This is a genomic window from Streptococcus mitis, from assembly GCF_002096835.1.
Taxonomy (GTDB): domain Bacteria; phylum Bacillota; class Bacilli; order Lactobacillales; family Streptococcaceae; genus Streptococcus; species Streptococcus mitis_W.
Window position 1 is genome coordinate 200,958 of record NZ_NCVG01000023.1, and the last position, 24,749, is coordinate 225,706.

A 24,749-nucleotide genomic window follows, 5' to 3' on the forward strand; every position below is an offset into this window, starting at 1 on the left:
TACCTACTTCTTTTTCCCATAATTTCCATAGGAACCATAGGCCCCATAACCACCATAAGCTCCGTATTTTTCAACTTCTGTGTTAAATTTATTTAGAACTACACCTAAAAACGGAGTTCCTGTTTGTTCTAACTGTTCTTTAGCCTTCAAAACATCACGACGCTTTGTCTCTCCAGCTGCCGTTACCAAGATAGAAGCATCACATTTTTGTGTAATGATAGCAGCGTCAATGACTATCCCAATCGGTGCAGTATCCACAATGATATAGTCAAAATACTTACGCAGGGTATCAATCATGTTATTAAAGTTGTCACTTTGCAAAAGAGCTGTTGGATTAGGAGATACTGGTCCAGCCTGAATAACAAATAGATTTTCAACGTTTGTATCACAAAGACCTTGTGATAAATCTGTCGACCCAGATAAATAATCTGTCAAGCCAGTGATTTTTTCTCTAGATTTGAATATTCCTGACATAACTGAGTTACGAACATCTGCATCAACTAGCAAAGTCTTGTATCCAGCTCTTGCAAATGACCAGGCAATATTTGTTGATGTTGTTGATTTTCCTTCACCAGGTTTGACAGATGAGATGGCCAAAACTTTCAAATTATCACCACTCAATTGAATATTGGTGCGCAAAGCATTATAATATTCTTCTGCTTTTTTTATAAAATTAATACGTTTCAACGCAATTTCTAATGTTGGCATATTTTCTCCCTTACTTTAATTTATTCAAATCCGGAACAATTCCTAGAAGTGGCATATTCATAACTTCCTCGACATCTTCTGGTCGTTTAACACGATCATCCAATAATTCAAGTAATAAAACTGAAACAACCATTACTGCGCCACCTGCCAGAAAAGCAAGTGCAGTATTACGACGAATATTAGGTGATGAAGGAGTTAGGGCTGGTCTTGCCTCCTCTAGTGTTGTTACATCAGACACACGAGTTACAGAAATAATTTTTTCCGCCGCCACCTCGCGAAGAGCATTAGCAATACGACTTGCCTCTTCTGGTTGATCATCTTCAACTACGATTGATACGATACGAGTATCTACCGGCACTGTTACTTGAATCTTTTTAGTCAATTCTTTAACTGTTTTATCTAATTTAAGATTTGAAATGACTTTCTCCAGTACATCTTGAGAAAGGATAATTTCCTTATAGTCTTTTACTAGATAACTACCGGCTTGTAAATCCTGATTGGTCAATCCTGCATTTTCAGACTGATTACGGCTGACAACATAGATACGAGTTGTACTAGAATACTCCGGTTTCAATACAAAACTACTTACTCCAAAAGCTAGGACAGCTGCCACAATTGCTGTCAACAAAATGATAATTTTCTTTTTCCAAAGGATTTTAAATAATTGAACAACATCAATTCCGATTTCTTTATTTTCTTTCATGTCAACTCCTAAATAATTTGATCAGCTAAGATGAGGCGTGGATTTTCGATAAATAATTCTCTTGCCTTACTTTCACCGTATTGTTTTGAGACGATCTCATAAGCTTCTTTCATGTAAGGCGGTCTTTGGTCTAAATTGTGCATATCACTAGCAACAAAATGAACCAAATCACGCTCTAGGAAATAGCGAGCTCGTTTCTTCATAAATTTATATTTATCCCCAAATAACTTTGGTTTTAAAATACTGGAACTATTGATTTGAGTGTAGCAACCCATATCAATCAACTCTTTTACCCGTTTTTCGTTATTTTCTAATTCATGATAACGTTCAATGTGGGCAACTACAGGTGTTATACCAAGCATAAGAACATTGCTCAAAGCAGTGTGGATTTCTCTGTAAGGAGTAGCCATACTAAACTCAATCAGAGCATAGCGTGTCCCATTAAGACTTGGAATCACTTGCTTCTCTAACTTTTCAAGCACATCATGGGTATAATAAATTTCTGCTCCATAGAGAATAGTCAAGTCTGGAGCCACTTCCTTGGCCAGCTCCTTAACTTCTTGAAAGTTTGCCTCTATCGTCTCCTCAGGGGTCTCAAACATTCCTTTTCGTCTATGTGATGTCGATACAATAGTCCTTACCCCTTGCCTGTAGGCTTCTGTCAAAAGCGCCTTACTTTCCTGCTTCGTTTTAGGACCATCATCCACACCAAATACAATATGCGAATGAATATCAATCATTTTGCTTTATTTCCCTTCCATCACATCATTGATGGCAGCCTTGACTGACTCTAAACTGCTGTCACTTATTTCCATCATGTAGAGGTTACTATCAGGCATAGCATAGGATGGTAAATCCATACGCCCTGTTCCTTTAAGATCTTGCGAATTGATCTTATACGTTCCACCACTCTCAAGTTGGGTATTGACCAAGTTCATCATGGTTTCGAGTGGCATATTAGTTTGAATTGAATCTTGCAACCCTTTTATAATACCGTCATAATTTTTCAAAGCTTCTGTCGAGGTTAACTTTTGCAAAATAGCGACAATGACCTTCTGCTGGTTACGGCCACGATCCCGGTCTCCGTCTGCCAAAGAATAACGCTCACGCACAAATCCTAAAGCTTGCTCCGAATCAAGATGAACATTTCCTACGGGATAGAACTTCCCATTTGTATGAGCTGTAAATTCTTGGTCATTATAGACATCAACTCCACCAAGTAAATCAATCAATTTCAAGAAAGAGGTGAAATTCAAACGAGCATAATAGTTCAAGTCAATACCGTAGAGATTTTCCAGTGTATGAATGGAAGCATCTACTCCATAAATCCCCGCATGGGTCAACTTATCTTTTTGGTTGTTTCCTCCATCTGCAATTGGAACATAGGAATCACGAGGTGTCGTTGTCAAGAGAATCTTTTTCGTTTCACGATTCACTGTCATAATGATATTGACATCCGAACGAGAAACTGAACTGATTGGACCGTAAGTATCAATTCCGCTGATATAAACATTGAAACTATCACCTTTGACATCCTTTGGAGTTTCAACCTTCTTAGTCAATTCTTTGGTATAAATTTTCTTAATCTTTGAAGCATAGTCTGGATATTCTGATTCGATAATGTTTTCAAAGACACTGTTTAATATAATTGCCTTTGTATCACCAGCTAACAAGCTCTTATAGGCAGCAAGATAGGAGCTGCTTTCTTCGACTGTCAGTTCTTTGTTTTGAGTAGATTTCAGATCATTCAACAACTGTTGGATATTATCCTTATCCGTCCCAGTCGGCCCCGTTACACTGGTTACCTGACTGATATTATCAATTGGATTATCTGCTAACACAGCAATACTCATCGAATAATTTGAGTAGTTCGATGTCGCATTCAGGCGACTGGTAAATCCAATGAACTGCCCTACAGCAAAGAGAGAAGTAGCATTAATCAAAATACCCAGTAATAATAAAATCAGCGTCAGATTTTTAACTTTCCTGGACCGAATTAAAAAGAAGCACAAGATGGCTAAGGCCACAATTAAGACGGCAACTACTATATTGAGATATCGGAAGGCTAACATATTGTACTTGAAAATCAAAAACAATAAAAAGACTGCCAGTACTGCATAGATAGCTAGCAACCCCCAACTAATCATAATCTTTGTTTTACTCTGACGAGCTCGCTTCGAAGATCTACTCACGATATACCTCTATTATCAATTTTTATTTCATTTTATTATATCATAAAAAAAACACTTGTGGGGTAAATCCACTTAGGTAAGGCGTTTTCATCTTCTTTCCGAAACATTACTTTTCACTTGCAAACAATTACATCAATAAATTTACTATATAAACATCAAAACGAGGTTCCTTACGGAACCTCGCTCATCATTATTTAACATGATTTTCTGCTTCTTTTTGGGCTTTTTCGATTGCTTTTTTGCTTTCTTGCTCCCATTTTGCCTTAGCTTCTTCATACTGTTTGGTTGTTACAGTATCTTTTTGCAGTTTCATGTACTTGTAGTTATTGCCGTCACCCTTGATGCCGACTAGTGAATAACCTCTTGTAAATGGCGTTACTTTGGTTACAGATGCTGTTCCACCACTTGACATAGCTGACATAATCAGAGAATTGTCAATCATCCAAGCCTGTGCTTCAGCATATTTTTCATAGCGTTTGGCTACATCTTTATTTTCACTATCTGCATCTTTAAGCATCTTGGTATAGGTATCAAGACCCAAGCTAGCAATCTTAGCTTTATCTTCCTGAGCATCTAGACCAAAGATCTTGAGGTAGAATCCATCCTCTGCATTGAAAGGATTAAGATACGTTGATGGATCTTGGTAGTCACCTACCCAACCATCAAAGTTCAAATCATAGTCACGATCAGCTGGTGTCGGTGCCAAGAAGGCTACATTGTTAAAATCATCTGTTGAAAGTTGTTGAACGTCAATGACAATGTTATCAGCACCTAAAACTGACTCAAGGGTCTGCTTAACTGAATTCATGCCTGTCACAGCATTTTTACTTGTCTGATCAACTGCCACATCCAAGTGAATTGGGAAGGTCACACCTTGACTTGCCAATTCTTTTTTAGCTTCCGCGAATTTTGCTTGGGCCTTTTCTTTGTTGAAATAGGCATCCTGAGCATCTGCCAAGTTAATACCTGACCATTCTGTGCCATAGTTAACCAATTTAGAAGCCACTACTTCTCCAAAGGTCTTGTCTCCGACTTGGACAAATGTAGGAGGCACTAGGGTGTTACGAAGGGTCTTGCTAGCTGCTTCTTCCCCGTTTGACTGAGCAGAATAGGCTGTGCGGTCCAAGGCAAAGTTCACCGCTTGGCGGAAGTTTTTGTTCAAGACAGCTGTCTCAGTTGACTTCTTCTGCTCATCTGTCGTTTTAGCAGTGTGATTGTAGGCCTTACGGTTGACGTTAAAATTGAAATACCAAGAAGTCTTGTCCTGCAAGCTATAGACGATATTATCCTTATATTTCTCCTTGGTCTTAGCAAAGTTAGAACTATTTGGATAAACCCCAGCGATTGAATAAGCTCCACTTTCAAAGTTACGGATGGTCAATTCTTGGTCTGAGCCATCAAAATAAGCCAATTTTACGTGTTCAATCGATACTTTGTCATGATCATAGTAATGCGGGTTTTTCACATACTCGATCGATGATTTTGATGTGAAATCTTTTAACAAATAAGGTCCACTGTAGAGAATGCTATTTGGAGATAGGGTCCCAAAATCTTTCCCTTTTGAATTTAGAAACTCTTCATTTACTGGGAAAAGAATACTGTTGGTTGTTTTTGAATTCCAGTACGGTTCTGGGCGTGCCAAAGTATACTCAACAGTCTGGTCGTCGATGGCCTTCACTCCAACCTTAGAAAAGTCAGAATCCGCTCCTGTAATATAATCATTCAAGCCCTTGATTGAATTTTGAATCAAGTCAAGCGCCTGTGATTTATTATCCACTGCGTACTTGATACCTGTCACAAAATCCTGTGCCTTGACTGGGGCGTACTCTTCACCATCAGCTGTGAACCATTTGGCATCTTTTCTCAATTTGTAGGTATAAGTTAGACCGTCGCTTGAAACAGACCAGTCTTCTGCCAAAGATGGAATTAGATTTCCATGATTGTCATTTTCAAGCAAACCATCAACTAAGTTAGTAATGATAGCTGTATTATCAGCGTAGTAGTCTAGTAAATAGTTAAATGTAGTTGGGTTTCCACTAAAGGTTGATGAGTAAGTTTTTGTATCTGAACCTGATTGTCCACAGGCAGCTAAAAGCAAAGCAGCCGCAAAAGTCAGGCCTGCACTAAGGATACGCTTTTTTGTAGTCATCTTCTTTCTCCTTTATGTTAGTTTTTATAACATAGGTTTATTTTACCAAAATAGTGGAAATTTGTAAAGTTAATTGAATTTCTAGAATGAAAGTTTATTAATCTTAGCCATAAAAAAAACAAAGGATTTATGCCTTTCATACACTCCTCCCTTGTTTTTATACGATTTCAATTTTAGATTTTTCTGTAAAAAATGTTTATAGCAATTCCACACAGAAAGCATCCCATGGAGCCAAGATTTGTTTTTCAAAGGCTTCTTGAGCTGAGGTGTTTTCAATCAAGACAGATTTGACGTTTCCTTCTACGGCCAAGTCTTGTTCTTCATTGGACAAGTTAGCGACGACTAGGAAGCGACGGTCACCATCTTTACGGATATAGGCAAAAACCTTGTCAGCCGTATCAAGCAATTCAAAGTCAGCTCTAATCAGCCAGCTATTCTCCTTACGGATTTGAACAAGCTTCTGATAGGTATAGAAAATCGAATCTGGATTTGCCAGCGCTTCTTGAACATTGATTTCTTGATGGTTTGGATTCACTGCCAACCAAGGTTGACCTGTTGAGAAACCAGCGTTTTTGCTCTCATCCCATTGCATAGGCGTACGGGCATTGTCACGTCCAATGACACGGATACTGTCCATGATTTCTTCCATCGGAATGCCTTTTTCAAGAGCCTCACGCGCATAGTTGAGAGATTCAATATCCTCTACTTGATCCAGTGTTTCAAACGGATAGTTGGTCATCCCAATTTCCTCACCTTGGTAAATATAAGGTGTCCCTCTCATGAGATGAAGTAAAATTGCAAAGGCTTTGGCAGATTTTTCGCGGTATTCTTGGTCATTTCCCCAGATCGAGACGATACGAGGAAGGTCATGATTGTTCCAGAAAAGCGAATTCCAGCCGTCCTCAACGCCTAACTCTGTCTGCCATTTGTTGAAAATCTCTTTTAACTTAGCAATATTCAGTTCTTTTTGATAGTGCCACTTAGGCTGACCTTCCTGATACTGAAGACCGATATGTTCAAAATGGAAGACCATAGACAATTCTTGCCCCTTTGGATTAGAGTAGAGCTTGGCAATCTCTGGCGTTGCTCCCCAGGTTTCCCCTACTGTCAAGAGATTCTTATCTCCAAAGGTCGCCTGATTCATCTCCTTGAGATAAGGGTGGAGCATAGGACCGTTATTGACTACCTTCTCATCAGGAATTTTGCCAATCATGTCAATGACATCCATACGGAAACCGCCAATGCCTTTATCAATCCAGAAGTTCATCATATCGTAAATTTTCTGGCGAAGTTTTTCATTCTCCCAGTTAAGATCCGGCTGTTTCTTGCTGAAAAAGTGGAGATAGTATTGACCTGACTTTTCATCGTATTCCCAAGCAGACCCACTAAAGATAGAATCTAGATCGTTAGGCTCATCCCGCCAGATATAGTAGTCACGCTCAGGGCTATCAGGATTTTCACAGGCCTCGACAAACCAAGCATGTTCATCCGAGGTATGATTGACCACCAAGTCCATGATGATACGGATATCACGTTTCTTAGCTTCGGCAATCAGTTGGTCCATATCCTCCATGGTCCCGAAAATAGCCGCAATCGCTTGATAATCAGCAATATCATAACCATTATCATCCATAGGACTGTCATAAACTGGAGAAAGCCAAATCGCTGTAATCCCTAACTTGGCTAGATAGTCTAACTTACTGGTAATTCCTGACAAATCGCCAATTCCATCTCCATTACTATCCATAAAACTCTTTGGATAGACTTGATAGACTACGGCATTGTGCCACCATTTTTCTTGCATTTTCTTACCTCATTATTTTCATAATCTACAGTCTATGATAGCGCTTTTTAAAATTTTGTGCAAGCGTTTGCTTAATCTTTTTGATTTCTTTTTTAACTCCATAGTTTCCTAACTTTCAATTTTTTATTATAATAGAGGTCAGAGGTAAAAAAATGAAAAAACAAGCTTTTAGTTCTGAAAACTATTTGAATCTACAACGCGACCACATTTTGGAGCGCATTAACCAATTTGACGGCAAGCTCTACTTAGAGTTTGGTGGCAAAATGTTAGAAGATTTCCACGCTGCTCGTGTTCTTCCTGGTTATGAGCCTGACAACAAAATCAAGCTCTTGCAAGAGTTGAAAGAGCAAGTTGAAGTTGTAATCGCCATTAATGCTAGCAACATCGAACATTCCAAAGCACGTGGTGACTTGGGCATTTCTTATGACCAAGAAGTTCTTCGTTTGATTGACAAATTCAATGAATTAGGCATTTTTGTTGGTTCTGTTGTCATTACACAATACGCTGGCCAACCAGCTGCAGATGCCTTCCGCAATCAACTTGAGAAAAATGGAATTGATTCTTATTTTCATTATCCAATCAAAGGATATCCGACAGATATGGATCACATCATTTCACCTGAAGGCATGGGGAAAAATGATTACATCAAAACCAGTCGCAACTTGATCGTCGTAACCGCTCCTGGACCTGGTTCTGGAAAATTGGCAACTTGTATGTCCAATATGTACCACGACCAAATCAATGGTATCAAGTCTGGTTACGCTAAATTTGAAACCTTCCCAGTTTGGAATCTACCCCTTCATCACCCAGTCAACTTGGCATACGAGGCTGCCACAGCTGACCTTGATGATGTCAACATGATTGACCCCTTCCATCTCCAAACCTACGGAGAAACCACCGTCAACTATAACCGTGATATCGAGATTTTCCCAGTGCTCAAGCGCATGTTGGAACGCATTCTAGGAGAGTCTCCATACGCTTCTCCGACAGATATGGGGGTCAACATGGTTGGTTTCGCTATTACAGATGATGAAGCTGCTGTCGAAGCTTCTAAACAAGAAATCATCCGCCGTTACTATCAAACTGTTCTTGATTTTAAAGCCGAAAAAGTCGGCGAAGCTGCTGTCAAGAAAATCGAGTTGCTTATGAATGACCTCGGTATCACACCAGCAGACCGTAAGGTTGCTGTCGTTGCACGTCAAAAAGCAGAAGAAACTGGTGGACCAGCCCTAGCCCTTGAATTGCCAAATGGGGAAATCGTCACAGGTAAGAACTCAGAACTCTTTGGCCCTACAGCCGCTGCTCTTATCAACGCCATCAAGAAATCAGCTGACATCGCTAAAGAAGTAAAACTAATCGAGCCTGAAGTCGTCAAACCGATCCAAGGTCTTAAAATCGATCATCTGGGTAGCCGCAATCCGCGCCTTCATTCAAATGAAATCCTGATTGCACTTGCTATCACAGCTACGGAAAATCCCGACGCTGCCCGCGCTATGGAAGAACTTGGTAACCTCAAAGGAAGCGAAGCTCACTCAACCATCATCTTGACAGATGAAGACAAGAATGTCCTTCGTAAATTGGGTATCAATGTAACCTTTGACCCATACTACCAATACGACCGCTTGTATCGCAAGTAACGATTTGAACCTCTCCACCCTCGGAGAGGTTTTCTCTCTGTCTCAAGAGCCAGCTTTATGTTATAATGAAAGAAGAAAACTGAAAGGATTTACCATGTCAAAAGAAGTTATTGTTGAAAGTTTTGAACTTGACCACACTATTGTTAAAGCACCCTATGTTCGCTTGATTGGGGAAGAAACAGGACCAAAAGGAGACATCATCTCCAATTATGACATTCGCTTGGTGCAACCAAATGAAGACTCTATCCCTACCGCTGGTCTTCACACTATTGAGCACCTCTTGGCAAAACTCATCCGCACCCGCATTGACGGTATGATTGACTGTTCACCATTTGGTTGCCGTACAGGTTTCCACATGATTATGTGGGGACGTCACACTAGTGCCGAAATTGCGGCCGTTATCAAGGATTCACTCAAGGAAATCGCTGAAACTACTACTTGGGAAGATGTTCCTGGAACAACCATTGAATCTTGCGGAAACTACAAGGATCACAGCCTCTTCTCTGCTAAAGAATGGGCGAAACTTATCCTTGAACAAGGGATTTCAGATGATGCATTTGAGCGTCATGTGATTTAAACACAAAAAAGGAACCAGTTTTTTCAGCTGGCTCCTTCTTTTTTATTCTCAAAATTTTGTCTTATACTCAATGAAAATCAAAGAGCAAACTAGGAAACTAGCCGCAGGCTGTACTTGAGTACGGCAAGGCGACGTTGACGTGGTTTGAATTTGATTTTCGAAGAGTATTAGGCTTTTTCACGAATGACCAAAACACCATCTTCCATATCTGCTTCCAGATGTTTAGCATCTAAATGATCCAAGTGGAAGTCTGTCACCTTATCCCGAATTTCTTGTTCAACCACGCGACGGAGAGGGCGAACCCCCATGACTTCGTCATAGCCTTCTTCTGTGATATAGTCCTTAGCCATTTGACTGACTGCTAAATCAATGTCTTTCTTAGCCAAGGTTTGGTTGACTTCAGCCAACATCAAGTCCACAATCTTAGAAAGGTCTTCCTTAGTCAAGTGTGAGAACTCGATAACTGCATTAAAGCGGTTGAGGAATTCTGGACGGAAGAATGGTTTCAAACGGTCCATCAATTCTGGTTTATCCGCATCTTCTGTCAGATTGGCTTCATAACCAAATCCAGCATTTGATGTCGCAATAATAACAGTATTCTTGAAGTTTACTGTATTTCCTTGACCATCTGTCAAACGACCATCATCCAAGACTTGGAGGAGAAGGGTAATGACTTGAGGGTCAGCCTTTTCAATTTCGTCGAGAAGGACGATTGAGTATGGATTGCGACGGACGCGTTCTGTCAAGGTATTGTTGTTGTCATCGTAACCAACATAACCTGCAGTTGTACCAATCAATTTAGATACGGCTGTGCGGTCGCTGTATTCTGACATGTCCAAACGGATGATAGCATCTTTCGTTCCGAACATATCAAGAGCCAATTGTTTAGCCAACTCAGTCTTACCGACACCAGTAGGACCTACAAAGAGGAAGCTACCAATTGGACGGTTACCTTCATCAAAACCAGCACGGTTACGACGGATAGCTTTTGCTACTGCTTCAACGGCCTTATCTTGACCAATAACTTTCGTCTGCAAACGATGACCCATATCTTTCAAACGTTCGATGTCCGTAGCCCCCATTTGAGATACTGGAATACCCGTCATACGTTCTACAGATTCAGCCACATCGTTGACACTTGCAGTCACTTTCATATCTTCTGTATGGTTTTCGATTTTCTTTTCCAATTCTGCAATGCGTGTTTTATAGTTTAGAGCTGCTTCAAAATCTTCTGCCTCAACTGCTTTTTCTTGCTTGTCTTTTTCTGCCTCAATTTCACGTTCAACAGCATGAACATCTGTTACTGGATGCTGAGCTGCCAAGTGAGCCGCCGTAACATCGACAAGGTCGATAGCCTTATCTGGCAAGCTACGTTGTGGAATATATTGAACAGAGTAATCAACGGCAGCTTTTAAGACTTCATCTGGCAAAATAACATTGTGGTGTTGTTGATAAAGATCTCGAATACCTTGAAGAATCTTGAAAGTATCTTCAGCAGATGGAGCATTAACCTTCACTTCGTTGAAACGACGAGCAAGAGCTGCATTCTTCAAGATGGTGTTACGGTATTCATCTTGAGTCGTTGCCCCAATCACTGTCAACTCCCCACGAGAGAGGGCTGGCTTGAGAATATCCGCAAGCCCCTTAGAACCACTGTCTCCACCAGTGCTACCAGCACCGAGGATTTGGTGAATTTCATCAAAGAAGAGGATAATATTCCCTGCTTCTTTGACCTCATTGACTAGATTTTGAACGTTTTCTTCAAAGCTACCACGGTATTGAGTGCCAGCCTCAAGACCTGAGATATCAATGGAAACAATTTCCTTATTCTTAATAGCAGCTGGAACATCACCATTCACAATAGCTTGTGCCAAGCCTTCGACAACTGCTGTCTTACCAACACCTGCGTCTCCAACCAAAACAGGATTGTTCTTAGTACGGCGTGAGAGGATTTCAGATGTTTCTTGAATTTCCTTATTTCGTCCGATGACAGGATCCAACTTGCCCTCACGCGCTTCTGCTGTCAAGTTTCGACCCAGTTTAGCAAGGACACCATCTTGTTTCATACCTGACGTATGTTGTGGCATTTGTCCATCAGCTTCTGCATTTCCTGGCAATTGACCAGTTGCACGATAGTGAGCAAATTCCTCAGGTGTGACTTCACGTCCATTAATCAAGTAACGGCGATTTTCAGAACTGTATCCACGCATACCACCCATCAATTGGTTAAATAAATCATCCATGTTGTTAAAATTATTAAAGTTGTTGTTCATATTCTTTACCTCTTGTTGTTTTTCTTCGTTATTATTACTGATATTGACTATCTTTGACCTTTGTTTTAAAAAATTTAGACTAGCTAAATCGCTACTCTACGTACTATTTCTGGTTTTTCTTTTTCAAGCAGGAGTAGACTATCTTTACTTCTAAAGATTTCTAGATTAAACATAGACCCACCTCTTTCTATTTCACTTTAAATAAGCATTCTAGTAAGGCTTTCATTTACCTTACGTTCATAATATACTACATTAGTCAGAAAAGGTCAAGAGATTTGGCTTTAATTGACTAATATTTTTTATACTCTTCAAAAATCGCTTCAAAGCACTTCAGTTTCCCCTTGCCGTAGGTATCATAGGTATATGTAATTGACTTCGTCAGTCTTATCTACAATCTCAAAACAGTATTTTGAGTTGACTTCGTCAGTCTTATCCACAACCTCAAAACAGTGTTTTGAGCTGACTTCGTCAAGTTTCCTAGTTTACCTTCTGATTTTCATTGACTATTTAAACGCAAAAACACCCTGAAACATCAGGGTGCCATTCTTACATCAAATATAAAATTGCTAGGGTTAAGAGACTTGCTAGAAGCCCCACTCCCCAAAAGAAGAAATCAACCTTCCACTCGCTCCAAGGATTTCCTTTACCAGACAATCCTCCAAGCTCAAAATGGTGATGCACAGGCGTCATACGGAAAATACGTTTACCACCAGTCATTTTGAAATATCCGACTTGCATCATGACCGAAGTTGTTTCAAAGACATAAACAATTCCGATAATCAAGAGAGTCCATTCTTGGTGGAGAGCCATAGAAATAGCTGCCAGCATTCCACCGAGAGCCAAACTTCCCACATCTCCCATAAAGACCTTAGCAGGCTTATGGTTAAAGACAAAGAAACCAAGCAAACCACCAATCATGGCAAGAATCACCAGAAGAATATCCATCTGACCTTGCACATAGGCAATAACTCCATAGGCAGACAAACTAATCACAACGGAAATACTAGCTAAACCGTCAATACCATCTGTCAAGTTTACTGCGTTTGAAAAACCGACTAGCCAGAAAAGAGCGAAGACAATATAGAAAATCCCTAGATGCACTTGGTAACCAAAGACAGAGAGCATATCGCCCCCACGCTCATAAAAAAGGTAGAAAATGACGCCACCTAGCAGCTGAAGAGCCAATTTCTGCTTGGGATTTAGCCCCTCATTGATTTTACGGAAGACCTTGAGGAAGTCATCTAAAAATCCGATTAAACCATAGAGAACCAAGATAAATAAAATCATACCGACATTATTGCTGAGTTGATTACTAAATAGGGCGAAAAAGAAAGCAACTAAAACAGAAGCAATTAAGAAAACCAAACCTCCCATTGTAGGAGTCCCAGCTTTTGCCTGGTGCTGTTTGACATCCTCATGCATCTGCTGGCCTGTAATTTGCGCCTTTCTATAAAATTGGATAAAGGCCGGGATTCCTACTAAAGTTAGTAAAAATGTCACAATTCCAGCACTGATAGAAATAAACATATTAGTCTCCTAAAGTTAATTTAATTTTTTTAATGTTTTTGATAACTGTATTAGTCCGAACATCCTGCTTCTGAACAACGGAACCTGAACCTTCAAATTCCAACTCAATATCCAACCATTTAGCAAAGGCCTCAGCAGTCTCTTTTTTCCAGCCATACATGTCTGGAATTTCTTCTACCTTATCCGATAAAAGGAGAACTTGTTGGTTTGGTGCAAGATTGGTCCCTTCTTCTACAGAAGTCTCTTTAATCTTTGTTCCAGTACCTACAACGATTGGTTGCACAATATTTCGGCGTAAGGCTTCCGCCAAATCACCAGGTGAAATATCCTTGATGCTAGGCATTGCATAAGAAGACTCTGTCGTCACTTGATCTAAATTCTTAGCAGGAGATTGAAGATTCAGAGATTCTTTCATAGCTGAAGCTCTTTCAAGGATTGGATTAGTAAACTCCCCAAGCGGAATTCCTGAATAATGTTCAGGTTGTTGAACCGTTACATACAAGATAAAATCAGGATTTTCAGCAGGGTTCATAGCCACAACCGAGAAAATGTAGTTGGTAGAACCAACCAAGTAGCCTCCATTTTTCTCGTCAGCGATTTGAGCCGTACCAGACTTGAGGGCTACATTTTGACCTGGAACATTGACAGTTGCTTTTCCTGTACTATGATTATACATAGTTCCATATATAGGATCCGTTCCTACCAAGACCATGTGAGCCCGAGTTTGACTAGCCGCATCTTTCGAAACTGGATTTCCAACAATTTCTTTTTGAGATTTACGAACAGTTTGATCATTTGGATCATACAAGGCCGTAATAAATTTAGGCTCCAGCATGACGCCATCATTGGCAATGGCTGTAAAGGCACGAATCATTTGTGTTTGAGTTACTGAAATCCCTTGACCAAATGCACTCATGGCAATATTGACAATATTGTCAGCTGGAAGTTGGCCAGCGTATTCATCTGTCAAACCAAAACGAGTTGGAACCCCAAATTTAAAGCGGTTTAGATAATCTAACCAAGTAGTATCTCCCATTTTTTGTTCAAGTAGACTCATTCCAACATTACTGGAGTGAGCGAAACCTTGTGAGAAAGTCATCATCCCACCAGTAGTCAAACCATCATTAACATCCCAATCTCGAATCGTCGCATCCGCTATTTTTAATTCACTGCTATTGAAGTATTCTCCACTTGGGAAGGTATTATTATCAATAGAAGAAGCTAACGTCATAACCTTCATGGCTGATCCTGGTTCATAGTTACTTTGATAAAGAATATCACGCCAAACAAAGTCCTCAGTGATTCCTTCTTTAGTATCTGCATTAAAGGTAGGTCGTTGGGTGGTAGCGAGAATTTCACCGGTCTTTGCACTGACCAAGGTCGCGGTCATATACTTACCTTTTACTTTTTCTAGAAAGGCATCCATCTGAGTTTCCATGAAAGATTGTAGCGGACTAGACAATGTTGTATAAACATCCTTGCCATCCACAGTTTGTTGCGATACCAGTTCTGTACCTGGTACGATATTTCCTACACGGTCTTTTTCATAGGTAATAATACCGTCTGTCCCAGCAAGAATGGTATTTAAAGAACTCTCCAAACCAGAAGTCCCTAACAAACTCTTACTACCATCCTCATTTTCATGAAGTTGGGCTAAGCCAATAAAGCTAGAAGCAAATTGTCCATTTGGGTAGCTTCTGTTAGGGCTAGTTGTAAAGTCAATCCCTTCCACACTAGCATCTTTCAAATCTTTTTTAATAGCCATCATATTGGCATAGGTAATCCCATTTCCTTTTGCACCAAAGGAAACTTGGGTCAGATTTGGTTGAGCTAATTGCTCTTTCACATAAGCTTCATCCATATCCAAATACTTATGGAAGACTTCAGCTACCTTATTGAACTGCGAATCCTCTACATAAAGAATTTTACCCGTTGCTGACTTGTATTTTTTATCAATAACAGCATAGACGTTATAAGAGGTCGCATCTTCAGCGATAGGCACTCCATTTCGGTCATAGATAGTTCCACGTTTGGCAGGAACTGTTCGGGTTGTTTGGTGAACCTTTTTAGCTTCTTTTACCAAGTCAGTACCAAATATATTACCTTTTGCGATAATATAAGCAAAATTGGCCAAAAATAGGCCGAAAAGGGCAACAGCTACAAAGCTGAGGTACTTGCCAACTATCCTACGGTTTTTTGCTGGAGATTTACGATTTTTTATCGCAAATCGGGTTATTTTTTCTGTCCATTTCATATCTTACTCCGCTGTTCGGATATTTTCATTATTCAATTTCAAATCTTTTTTATCTGCAATTTCTTTCAAGCGCTCTGAACGAATCAATTCATTCACTTCCTGCTTAGCATCATCCAGCTCTGTCTTCTTCTCCTCTATCTGTGCATTGATTTTTGTCAAATCACTTTGCACTTGCAAGAGTCGTGTTTGCATAAAGATAATACTCACTGCTAAAACGAGAGCCGTAAAAGCGATGGAAAGATAAAAAGCCTTCTCCACACGTGAGAATTTTTTTATACGATTCTGCAAGAATTGACTGGTTGTTTCTTTCTTATCTACCATTTTTTCCTCTTACTTGTGAATTTTTCTGGCCACGCGCAACTTGGCTGAATGCGAGCGGTTATTGGCTTCTAATTCTTCTGCACTTGGCAAGATTGGCTTACGGGATACCAATTCCATCTTGGGCTTGAGATCATCTGGAATGAAAGGCAAACCTTTGGGAACTTCCACTGTTGAAGCTTCCTTGAACAATTGCTTGGTCAAGCGGTCTTCTAGTGAATGAAAGGTAATCACTGAGATTCTACCATCTATAGCCAACATCTCCATAGCCTGCTGGATGGACTCATCTGCCGCTCCCAGTTCATCATTAACTTCAATTCGAATAGCCTGGAAAATCTGCTTGGCAGGATGCCCCTTCTTCTTGAGTTCCTTAGCAGGTTTGGCCGACTTGATAATCTCTGCCAACTCAGTCGTTGTCTCGATTGGCTTGACTGCACGTACTTGTTCAATCTTACGCGCAATCTGTTTAGAGAATTTGTCCTCGCCATACTTGAAGAAAATACGAACCAAGTCATGATAGTCATAGTGGTTCACCACTTCATAGGCTGTCAGACTAGATTCCTGATTCATGCGCATGTCCAGTGGCGCATCCTTTTTATAAGAAAAACCACGCTCACGCTGGTCCAATTGAGGACTAGACACTCCCAAGTCATAACAAATTCCATCAATTTCCTGAACACCAGCTTCGCGCAAACGTGCCTGTAAATGACGGAAGTTATCCTTGATAAAAGTCACCATCCCCTTTTCAATGTAGGGTGCCAAGCGTTTTTGCGCATTATCAATGGCATTCTGGTCCTGGTCAAAGGCATAGAGATGGCCTTTTTCACTTAATTTACTTAATAAATATTCGCTATGGCCCGCTCCACCCAAAGTCGCATCAACGTAGATACCATTAGGTTTTACGTCGAGCATATCAATCGTTTCATGGAGTAAGACCGTTACATGATGAAATTCTTTTGTCATATCTTATCTATTTTACCACAAATCCGACCAGCTTGCACTAGTCAGACAAATCGGTCAAAAACAAGTAAGATTTCTTTAAGAAATATGTCAAATATGCTTGACATTCGCTCCATAGAAGAATATAATATAGTCAAATATATACGACACAAATCAGAAAGGAGAACATATGAATCGTGTGAAAGAATTTCGCAAGGAACTGGGCATTTCCCAGCTCGAACTCGCCAAGGATATCGGTGTCTCGAGACAAACCATCAATATGATTGAAAACGACAAGTACAACCCAACCCTGGAACTTTGTCTCAATCTCGCCCGCAGCCTCCAAACTGACCTCAACAGTCTCTTTTGGGAGGAAGATTTTTAAAAAAGGAGCCAACTCATGAAAAAAGAAACCTTCACTGAAAAACTGATCAAACGCACATACGGCATTTCTGGTCCCCTTGACGAATACAAACGGCGTGAGATCGATCGTATTGGGAACCAAGTCTTTATCGTCCTCTTTTATCTGATGATTTTCGGAAATCTTATTCCACTTCTTCTGGCCTATAAATACCCTCAAGAAGTGGCTCTAATCTATCCTCCTCTGATTTTAGTGATTGCCCTCATCGCTGCTGGCTATGTCACCTACCAAATGAAAAAAACAGGGATTACAGCTATTGATCCAGATATGCTGAGTGAGAAAGAAAGTAAGCAACTACATTACCCAGGTCTGAAAGCAGGTTTGTTCTTTGGTCTATGGATGTTTTTTATAACTCCTCTTCTCAGTATACTCATAGGTGAAAGTCCGGACTATTTTAATTCTCTTCTCACTATAAGAAATGGTGTATCAAGCATTCTCGGTTCTATCTTCTTCGGAGCGAGTATACAGTTCCTCATCTCCCGTCGCATTGCAAAAACTAAGAAAGATCAAGATGAGTATTAGGAGGTCCCCTATGAAATCACTAGTAACTTTACTTACCTATCATCTTTTGTTTGCTTCACTGCTCATCTTCATCATCGTTTCAGGGAACTTGCCAATCTACGATATAGTCCTCCTTCCAGTCTTTGTTCCAGCCCTCAACAAAGGATTGACTTATCTAAAAATCGACTCCCAAAAAACGCGCATACTCAACTTAGCACTAATCTTTATGATTCTATCCTTACCACAACTGACGCTCATTTCAAGCAATTGGAAATATTATATACTGCTAACTATCGCTATCCTTTCTTCTATTACTTATCTTTATTATCTCTATCAATTCGTAAAAGAAACAAAATAGCATCGTTCATTTAGGAGAAATCACCCATGAAAAAAGAAGACTTAACAACTCGCCTACTTCGAAATTTCTTTCATATCCAAGGGCCTTTTGATGAATGCCGTCAAGAGGTTATCTACAAGGCTTGCGCCCGTTCCATGATCCAAATCTTTTACTCTTCCTTCATTCTCTTCCTATTCTATATTTTGTTCGGAAGCTTTATAGAAATTGTTCGAAATGTTATGCCCTACATCTATTTTGGACTCATTTTGTTCATGAGTATAAAAGCTCAAAAAGCCGTCCAAGAGCTTCATCTTGAAAAGGATGACAAATCAGAAATCATCCTCAAAACCTACAGCAAAGCCCAAATCAAATTCCGAAGCTGGATTGTGTTTATCGGTATTCAGATTGGCTTCTTTACCTTACTCATCTTTCATAAAGTCTTCGTTCAGCAGATGTCCCTTTCAGATTTTGTAAAATTGCTCTTGCAATTCGATAAAAGTGGTCCTTTCCTGATGTATGGCCTGATTATCGGTAGCATTTTTGGAACCCTGACCTACGGCTTTCTATCCCTACAGGAGGAGAAAACTCCTAAAAACACCAAACAGAAGGAGAAAAGCAAGCAATGACTTCACTATACGATTTTTCAGTCTTGAACCAAGACCATCAAGAAACTCCACTAGAGACCTATCGTGGTAAGGTTATCTTGGTTGTCAACACTGCTACTGGATGTGGTTTAACGCCCCAGTACCAAGGACTTCAAGAACTCTATGATCGCTATCAAGAACAAGGTTTTGAGATTTTAGACTTCCCTTGCAACCAGTTTATGGGACAAGCACCAGGCAGCGAAGAGGAAATCAACGCCTTCTGTAGCCTACATTATCAAACCAGCTTCCCACGTTTTGCCAAGATTAAGGTCAACGGTAAGGAAGCAGATCCCCTCTATGTGTGGCTAAAAGATCAAAAATCTGGCCCACTAGGAAAACGAATCGAATGGAATTTCGCTAAATTTCTCATCAGTCGAGACGGACAAGTCGTTGAACGCTTCTCTTCAAAAACAGACCCAAAACAAATTGAAGAGACCATACAAAATCTACTATAATTCACAATCTCACTATGATTAGGTCTCCTTCAGCCTAATGAATAGTGAGATTTTTTGATTGGCTTTGACTTAAAAAGAAAAACACCCCATGATATGAAACATGAAGTGTTATAAAAATGATACATTTTACAGCAGATAAGCCTCTACTGACTACTATTTTTAACCCCAGCATATACATAGGTTCTATTTCTAGGACACTCTTTTTCCGTTACTACCCTAAAATAAAAGCGATGCTCCCGCCCATCCTTAGTATTTTCCTTGTTTAAGACAAAGTAGTTCTTCTGATTCATTGCCATGGTTCGTAGGATGTCATCAATCAAGAAAGTCAAGGGTACGTTCATGGCAGAGTATTTTTGAAAATCCTCTTCAAAACAAATATAGTTATCTGAAAAGTAATCCATCTGCAGTTTGTTTTCATACAGCTCTTTTCTAGTCATAAACTCCCTCCTCCCACAGCCGAATTTCTAGGATATCTGCAACCTCTATCAACCTATATCCCTCGTTTGTCCTAATAGATAGAGTTTGAGGTGATAATTCGCTCACTTCACCTATGATCGTGGTTTTCTGCTTCTTTTCCTTGACCACAAAACTTCCCTTCAGTTGGCCAACATAAAGCTGAGAAAGCAAGTGTAACTTCTCAACTGGGGTCAAATCCGTCGAAAAATCAACACGATTTTTTTCTTCACTAAGCGAACTGGTGTGTTCTGAAAGATAAAAGCCCATCCACTTCTGCATCCCTGGATCTTGATAATCTCGCGCGGATTGAAAGGGTAAATAAGAACGATCAATCATTGTAATCCATCTAATCCTCCAGCAGAATGTCCCCCAATCAGCTTGCTTCTGGCAAGACTCCTAGAGGCTTCTTCCAGTGCATTTGCTCTTAAAAGGGAAGTGAAACCAAATTGTTCCCGAATAGAGTCAATGGCCGTCTGGAGCCTTTCTTCTTTTTCTAACTTGTCAATATCATCAAAAAGGGAAATCAAACCAAAGGACTCGTCTACAAAGCCTGAATAGTTGACTCCAACACTTCTGACTGCTCCTGAAGTGTATTTGTTATGAAATAACTTCAAAACATAATCCGTTAAGACAGCTGTATTATTGGTCGGTTCGATCTTTATTTGTGTGTGAATAGACGACCTAACTTCCTGTTTAGAGAAACCGACATAGATAGAGACAAGGGTTGTTTTCTTACCAGACCTTCTCAATCTAATAGCCACCTGCTCCGCCATTTCTCGGATAATAATTTCAATATCCCGTAGCTTCACGTAGTCTCTCGGCAAGATTTGAGAATTCCCCAGGCCCTTGGATTTGGCTTTATAAGGCTTATGAACATTGCTCTCATCAATTCCGTTAGCATGAAACCACAAACGAAGACCAGCCTGACCCAGAGCTTTCTTTAGCTGGTCTGGATTGCTGGTTGCCAATTCCTTGATAGAAAAAATCCCCAGAGCATGCAAGCGTTTCTCCATCCGCCTGCCAATCCCCCAAAAATCCGTCATCTTAGGGATTGTCCAGACCTTCTCTTCCACATCCTGGTAAGACCAGTTGGCCCTCATGGTCGGAGTGTGCTTGGCTTCATTATCCAGAGCCAACTTGGCCATTAAAGGATTGGCATTTGACATGCCCACTGTAGAGTAGATCCCTGTCTGCCTCCAAATATCCCTCTGAATACGAGCAGAAAGCATATCCAGCTTGTCTTTGCGAGAGAGACTCTTGTTTGAAATGAAATAATTAAGTGAACTAGTCAGGTCAATAAAGCCCTCATCGATAGAGTAGGGATAAATATCATCTGGACTGCCATAATTCTGAAAGATTCGCTGGATTTCCATATTGACTGCGATGTACTCGTCCATCCTGGGTGGCACAATCAAGGTCACTTGAGCCCAATCTTCGATGTAGCGAACATAGTCTGAATCAGTAGGCAACCCCTGCTTTCTAGCATTATAGTAGGAAAATTTGCGAGTCTTGATATCAAAGGGCAGATCATAGGCCCGACCAACATTTGACTTGCCGAAAATCTTCTTAAACAGGGGAGAGGAGGCTAGAATAAGACCAGTTGAATTATCCGCGCGACTCATGACACAAAGCGAGGTTTTCAGCGGATGTAAGCCCCTTTTCACACACTCAACACTGGCATAAAAGGATTTCATATCGACAAAGGCAATGTCACTTTTGGGCTCTCTAGAATAATCAAAGTAGCCCATTGGCTAGCCCTCCATCGGCACAAAGTTCCCAACGATAATGCCAACAATCCGAGGATCTTCCTCATAGGAGATGAAAATATCCTTATATTTAGGATTGATAGAGACCAGACGCAGGCCAGCTTCCTCCCTATAGACCCGTTTGATATAGGTCTGGTTGTTACAAACCACTGCATAGACCGCCCCGTCATAGTCAAATCCTGTCTCTCGAATCAGTGCTACTGAACCATTTTGATATTTAGGTTCCATGGAGTCTCCAGATACCCAGGATGCAAAGTCATGGGCCAACTCCTCATTAAAGTAAACCGTATCAAAATTCTGATCATCGTAGACTGAAGCTCCAATCCCTGCTGACATGCGCTCGTAGACACGGTACTCGTAGAGACGCTCTGGCATGGTTGTCACTTTCTGAGCCTGTTCCTCTTGAGCCACGTTGCGTGCATAGAGAACAACCTTCTCCTTCCCTTGCTTGGAGAGGCTATGGTAGAGACGGACAATCTCAATCTGAGTGAAATAGCCTTTTGCGACTTTTAAAATCTTCTCTAGCTGAGTAACTTTCTCCTTGGATGGTTCCTTAATTCCACGTTCCCAAGCCGAGTAAGCCTGGAAGCTAATCCCAAGTTGCTCTGCAATTTCCTTCTGTGTTAATTTTAACTCTTTCCTACGAGCCTTGAGTTTTTCCGGCTGATACATACTTCACCTCCTAGTATAGAACATTGTCTTAAATGATTTTCCTTAGAAAAACTAATCTTTAGCTAAGTCACTTTTAAAACTCAACCTATTTGGTTTAGTTTTATTATATAAAAAAAGTAGACAAATGTCCACTAGGAATATCAGAAACATCGTGAGTTTTATACTCAATGAAAATCAAAGAGCAAACTAGGAAACTAGCCGCAGGCTGTACTTGAGTACGGCAAGGCGACGTTGACGCGGTTTGAAGAGATTTTCGAAGAGTTTTAATCAAACTAAAAGGACTTAGCCCTGTACAATACAGAACTAAATCCTTTAAATAAATAATTGATCTAACTTTTAAAATCCCTACAGAAATTCCAGTTTTTCTCTATTTGATACCAGACATTAGTTTTTCAATACGTGGAACGTAGAAGAGTAAGATAATACCGAATACAATCGTAATTCCTCCAACAATTCCATAGTAAGCAACTTCAGTTTCGCTTGTATAAAATTTTACAATTTGAGCATTGATAGCTTGGGCAGCTGCATTACTCAAGAACCAGATAGACATCATTTGTGCTTGGAAGGATTTTGGTGCTAACTTTGTAGTGACTGATAGACCAATCGGCGAAATCAGCATTTCACCCACAATCACAATAGCCCAACTCATAATCAACCAGAGAGGACTGACCTTAACATCTGTCCCAAAGAGCATCCCTGGTAACATCATCCACAAGAAGGATAAACCTGCCACAAATAAACCGTAAGCAAATTTCTTAGAAGAGGATGGTTGCTTTTTACCCATTTTCCCCCACAACCATGCAAAAATCGGCACATAAATCATAATGAAAAGGGGATTGATACTTTGGAAAAAGCTAGATGGAAAATGAATCTGATTCCCAAATACATTAAAATAAAGTCGAGTTTGATCATCCGCAAATAGAGCGAGAACAACAGAACCCTGTTCCTCAATAGACCAGAAGAGTACTCCAGCGATAAATAGAGGAATGTAGGCAAATACTCGGGATCTCTCAGTGGCAGTTATTTTCTGACTAGATAAAATCTTGAAGAAATAGTAGATTGGAATGATTACCGCAATTATTGTAAAGATATTAACAATCATATCCACGTTAAACTGGTGAGTAAAGACTAAACCAATAACCACGAGAATAACTACGACAAGTGTAATCAGCAAACGTTTAATCAAGGTCTGCTGCTCCGTCTGTGAAAGGGGATCAGTGGGGTAAAGGCTTGATTCAGGTAGGTATTTCTTCCCATCCAAAACATACTTCACCAGACCAAAGAACATCCCAATGGCAGCTAATGAGAAACCTAGATGGAAATTGACTTCCTGACCTAGATAACCCACTAGATAAGGGGCAACAAAGGCACCTAAGTTAATCCCAAAGACAAAGATACTAAAACCTGCATCTCGTCTATCATCCTCTTTCTCATAAATTCCTCCAACCATATCTGAGATATTGGGTTTTAAAAATCCAGTTCCAAAGATAATTAAGGCAATAGAAAGATAGAGAGCCACTTGTCCAAAAGGTGTTGCCAAAGCAATATGCCCTAGCATAATCAAAATCCCACCGTAAAAGACAGTCTTACGGCTTCCTAAAATACGGTCACTGACAAAACCACCGACAACCGAGGACAAAAATACCAGCGAGCCATAAATCGCCATAACCGATGCAGCCGTGGTCTTATCCATCCCCAACCCACCATCTTGCACACTATAGTACATATAGTAAAGTAGGATAGCTCGCATCCCATAGTAAGAAAAGCGTTCCCACATCTCTGTAAAGGAAGAGGGTGGACAAGCCCATAGGATGTCCAAAAAATGTTTTCTGTTTCTCCATATATATTCTCCTTTGAAACATAATAAATCATTTTACAGAATTTTCAAACGAATGTCAAACAAATTATGTTTTTTTAGAAAATTTTCTGAAAAATCTATTTAGATAAGTTCCTACTTTATCCTCAATTAAAAAATATCAGATAGAGATCTAATTACTGATTTAGCAAATTAGTGGCATGCTTATCTATAAAATTATATTATCTAACATCAGTGTTCCATTTTTGAATACATTCAAAAGCAAAAAGGGCTAAGTATGAACTCTTGATTTTTATCAAAAAGAAAAGGCGCTAGGACTGAGGAAACAGTTCTAACACCAAAACTAAAAAAATTTCAATTGCAGCATAGCACAGGAAGTGTTTTTTTGCGCTTTTTTACTGTCTTTTTCAAATAAAAGGAAAGGACGAAATGTGTCCTTTCTCAAGCTTAGCTTTTCTTCACCCCACTACAGTTTTATCTTAGTTAAAATAAGTTAGAATATGTAAGTGAGTATCAGATATACCAAGACATCGTCACAATCTAAGGTATATTCAAAATACAAAAGTTGACCAAAGGTTGACCAACTAAGGTTCTGAATAT

The 24,749-nt window shown here is 40.0% G+C and carries 23 protein-coding genes; 7 read left to right on the top strand and 16 right to left on the bottom strand.

All coding sequences use genetic code 11. The annotated features are described in order from the left end of the window. Window positions 1-3 precede the first annotated feature (3 nt). The 6 genes from B7699_RS07825 to B7699_RS07850 form a co-directional block, all read right to left on the bottom strand. On the bottom strand, window positions 4-708 hold the full coding sequence (locus B7699_RS07825; RefSeq protein WP_084927863.1) for a tyrosine-protein kinase: 705 nt from the start codon (window positions 706-708) through the stop codon (window positions 4-6). Window positions 709-718: 10 nt separating this feature from the next. Continuing rightward, on the bottom strand, window positions 719-1,411 hold the full coding sequence (locus B7699_RS07830) for a CspC family polysaccharide chain length determinant protein (RefSeq protein ID WP_084927864.1): 693 nt from the start codon (window positions 1,409-1,411) through the stop codon (window positions 719-721). A gap of 8 nt (window positions 1,412-1,419) precedes the next feature. Next, window positions 1,420-2,151 (bottom strand): capsular polysaccharide biosynthesis protein Cps4B, encoded by a 732-nt coding sequence (cps4B, locus tag B7699_RS07835; protein WP_084927865.1) that lies wholly within the window; start codon window positions 2,149-2,151, stop codon window positions 1,420-1,422. A 6-nt stretch (window positions 2,152-2,157) separates the two neighbouring features. Then, entirely contained in the window at window positions 2,158-3,603 is a 1,446-nt protein-coding gene (cpsA, locus tag B7699_RS07840) for an LCP family glycopolymer transferase CpsA (RefSeq protein WP_084927866.1), read from the bottom strand. Window positions 3,604-3,793: 190 nt separating this feature from the next. After that, window positions 3,794-5,752: a peptide ABC transporter substrate-binding protein gene (locus B7699_RS07845; RefSeq protein WP_084927867.1), complete on the bottom strand. Its 1,959-nt coding sequence runs from the start codon at window positions 5,750-5,752 to the stop codon at window positions 3,794-3,796. Between the two features lie 196 nt (window positions 5,753-5,948). Continuing rightward, a complete protein-coding gene (locus B7699_RS07850; RefSeq protein WP_084927868.1) occupies window positions 5,949-7,556 on the bottom strand; it encodes a glycoside hydrolase family 13 protein in 1,608 nt (535 codons plus the stop codon). A 152-nt stretch (window positions 7,557-7,708) separates the two neighbouring features. Here B7699_RS07850 and B7699_RS07855 point away from each other — a divergent pair, with 152 nt between their 5' ends. Next, complete coding sequence (locus B7699_RS07855) at window positions 7,709-9,193, top strand: DUF1846 domain-containing protein (protein WP_084927869.1); 1,485 nt, start codon at window positions 7,709-7,711, stop codon at window positions 9,191-9,193. Between the two features lie 94 nt (window positions 9,194-9,287). After that, window positions 9,288-9,770, top strand: coding sequence for an S-ribosylhomocysteine lyase (locus B7699_RS07860; protein WP_000032547.1), 483 nt, complete (start codon window positions 9,288-9,290; stop codon window positions 9,768-9,770). Window positions 9,771-9,937: 167 nt separating this feature from the next. On the opposite strand, the gene B7699_RS07865 is transcribed toward B7699_RS07860, so the two are convergent. The 5 genes from B7699_RS07865 to rsmH all read right to left on the bottom strand — a co-directional run bounded on the left by B7699_RS07865 (window position 9,938) and on the right by rsmH (window position 17,105). Continuing rightward, a complete protein-coding gene (locus B7699_RS07865) occupies window positions 9,938-12,043 on the bottom strand; it encodes an ATP-dependent Clp protease ATP-binding subunit (protein WP_084927870.1) in 2,106 nt (701 codons plus the stop codon). 546 nt (window positions 12,044-12,589) lie between these two features. Beyond that, window positions 12,590-13,570, bottom strand: coding sequence for a phospho-N-acetylmuramoyl-pentapeptide-transferase (gene mraY, locus B7699_RS07875; RefSeq protein ID WP_049546739.1), 981 nt, complete (start codon window positions 13,568-13,570; stop codon window positions 12,590-12,592). Window position 13,571: 1 nt separating this feature from the next. After that, the gene (pbp2x, locus tag B7699_RS07880) at window positions 13,572-15,824 is read right to left on the bottom strand and encodes a penicillin-binding protein PBP2X (RefSeq protein ID WP_084927872.1); all 2,253 of its coding nucleotides are present in this window, start codon (window positions 15,822-15,824) and stop codon (window positions 13,572-13,574) included. A gap of 3 nt (window positions 15,825-15,827) precedes the next feature. After that, window positions 15,828-16,145, bottom strand: a complete 318-nt coding sequence (gene ftsL, locus B7699_RS07885; protein WP_000227824.1) for a cell division protein FtsL — start codon at window positions 16,143-16,145, stop codon at window positions 15,828-15,830. A gap of 9 nt (window positions 16,146-16,154) precedes the next feature. Beyond that, window positions 16,155-17,105, bottom strand: a complete 951-nt coding sequence (gene rsmH, locus B7699_RS07890; protein ID WP_084927873.1) for a 16S rRNA (cytosine(1402)-N(4))-methyltransferase RsmH — start codon at window positions 17,103-17,105, stop codon at window positions 16,155-16,157. A gap of 166 nt (window positions 17,106-17,271) precedes the next feature. Between rsmH and B7699_RS07895 the strand changes: the two genes are divergently transcribed. The 5 genes from B7699_RS07895 to B7699_RS07915 are packed head-to-tail and all read left to right on the top strand — an operon-like array spanning window position 17,272 to window position 19,439. After that, window positions 17,272-17,466 (top strand): helix-turn-helix transcriptional regulator, encoded by a 195-nt coding sequence (locus tag B7699_RS07895; protein ID WP_001082472.1) that lies wholly within the window; start codon window positions 17,272-17,274, stop codon window positions 17,464-17,466. Between the two features lie 15 nt (window positions 17,467-17,481). Continuing rightward, complete coding sequence (locus tag B7699_RS07900; protein ID WP_049546736.1) at window positions 17,482-18,024, top strand: DUF3278 domain-containing protein; 543 nt, start codon at window positions 17,482-17,484, stop codon at window positions 18,022-18,024. A gap of 10 nt (window positions 18,025-18,034) precedes the next feature. Next, window positions 18,035-18,361 carry a hypothetical protein gene (locus tag B7699_RS07905; RefSeq protein ID WP_049492910.1) on the top strand — a complete coding sequence of 109 codons (327 nt, stop codon included), beginning with the start codon at window positions 18,035-18,037 and terminating at the stop codon, window positions 18,359-18,361. A 26-nt stretch (window positions 18,362-18,387) separates the two neighbouring features. Then, window positions 18,388-18,966 (top strand): DUF3278 domain-containing protein, encoded by a 579-nt coding sequence (locus B7699_RS07910; protein ID WP_084927874.1) that lies wholly within the window; start codon window positions 18,388-18,390, stop codon window positions 18,964-18,966. Further along, window positions 18,963-19,439 carry a glutathione peroxidase gene (locus tag B7699_RS07915; RefSeq protein ID WP_084927875.1) on the top strand — a complete coding sequence of 159 codons (477 nt, stop codon included), beginning with the start codon at window positions 18,963-18,965 and terminating at the stop codon, window positions 19,437-19,439. The genes B7699_RS07910 and B7699_RS07915 overlap by 4 nt, the downstream gene beginning before the upstream one ends. A gap of 143 nt (window positions 19,440-19,582) precedes the next feature. Here the strand turns inward: B7699_RS07915 and B7699_RS07920 are convergent, their stop codons facing one another. The 5 genes from B7699_RS07920 to B7699_RS07940 all read right to left on the bottom strand — a co-directional run bounded on the left by B7699_RS07920 (window position 19,583) and on the right by B7699_RS07940 (window position 24,152). After that, window positions 19,583-19,876 (bottom strand): DUF5960 family protein, encoded by a 294-nt coding sequence (locus tag B7699_RS07920; RefSeq protein ID WP_084927876.1) that lies wholly within the window; start codon window positions 19,874-19,876, stop codon window positions 19,583-19,585. Next, window positions 19,869-20,231, bottom strand: coding sequence for a hypothetical protein (locus B7699_RS07925; protein WP_084927877.1), 363 nt, complete (start codon window positions 20,229-20,231; stop codon window positions 19,869-19,871). The genes B7699_RS07920 and B7699_RS07925 overlap by 8 nt, the downstream gene beginning before the upstream one ends. Beyond that, the gene (locus B7699_RS07930) at window positions 20,228-21,643 is read right to left on the bottom strand and encodes a Y-family DNA polymerase (protein ID WP_084927878.1); all 1,416 of its coding nucleotides are present in this window, start codon (window positions 21,641-21,643) and stop codon (window positions 20,228-20,230) included. The genes B7699_RS07925 and B7699_RS07930 overlap by 4 nt, the downstream gene beginning before the upstream one ends. 3 nt (window positions 21,644-21,646) lie before the next feature. Then, on the bottom strand, window positions 21,647-22,333 hold the full coding sequence (locus B7699_RS07935; RefSeq protein ID WP_084927879.1) for an XRE family transcriptional regulator: 687 nt from the start codon (window positions 22,331-22,333) through the stop codon (window positions 21,647-21,649). A 367-nt stretch (window positions 22,334-22,700) separates the two neighbouring features. After that, window positions 22,701-24,152: a peptide MFS transporter gene (locus B7699_RS07940; RefSeq protein ID WP_419991876.1), complete on the bottom strand. Its 1,452-nt coding sequence runs from the start codon at window positions 24,150-24,152 to the stop codon at window positions 22,701-22,703. Window positions 24,153-24,749: the final 597 nt, after the last annotated feature.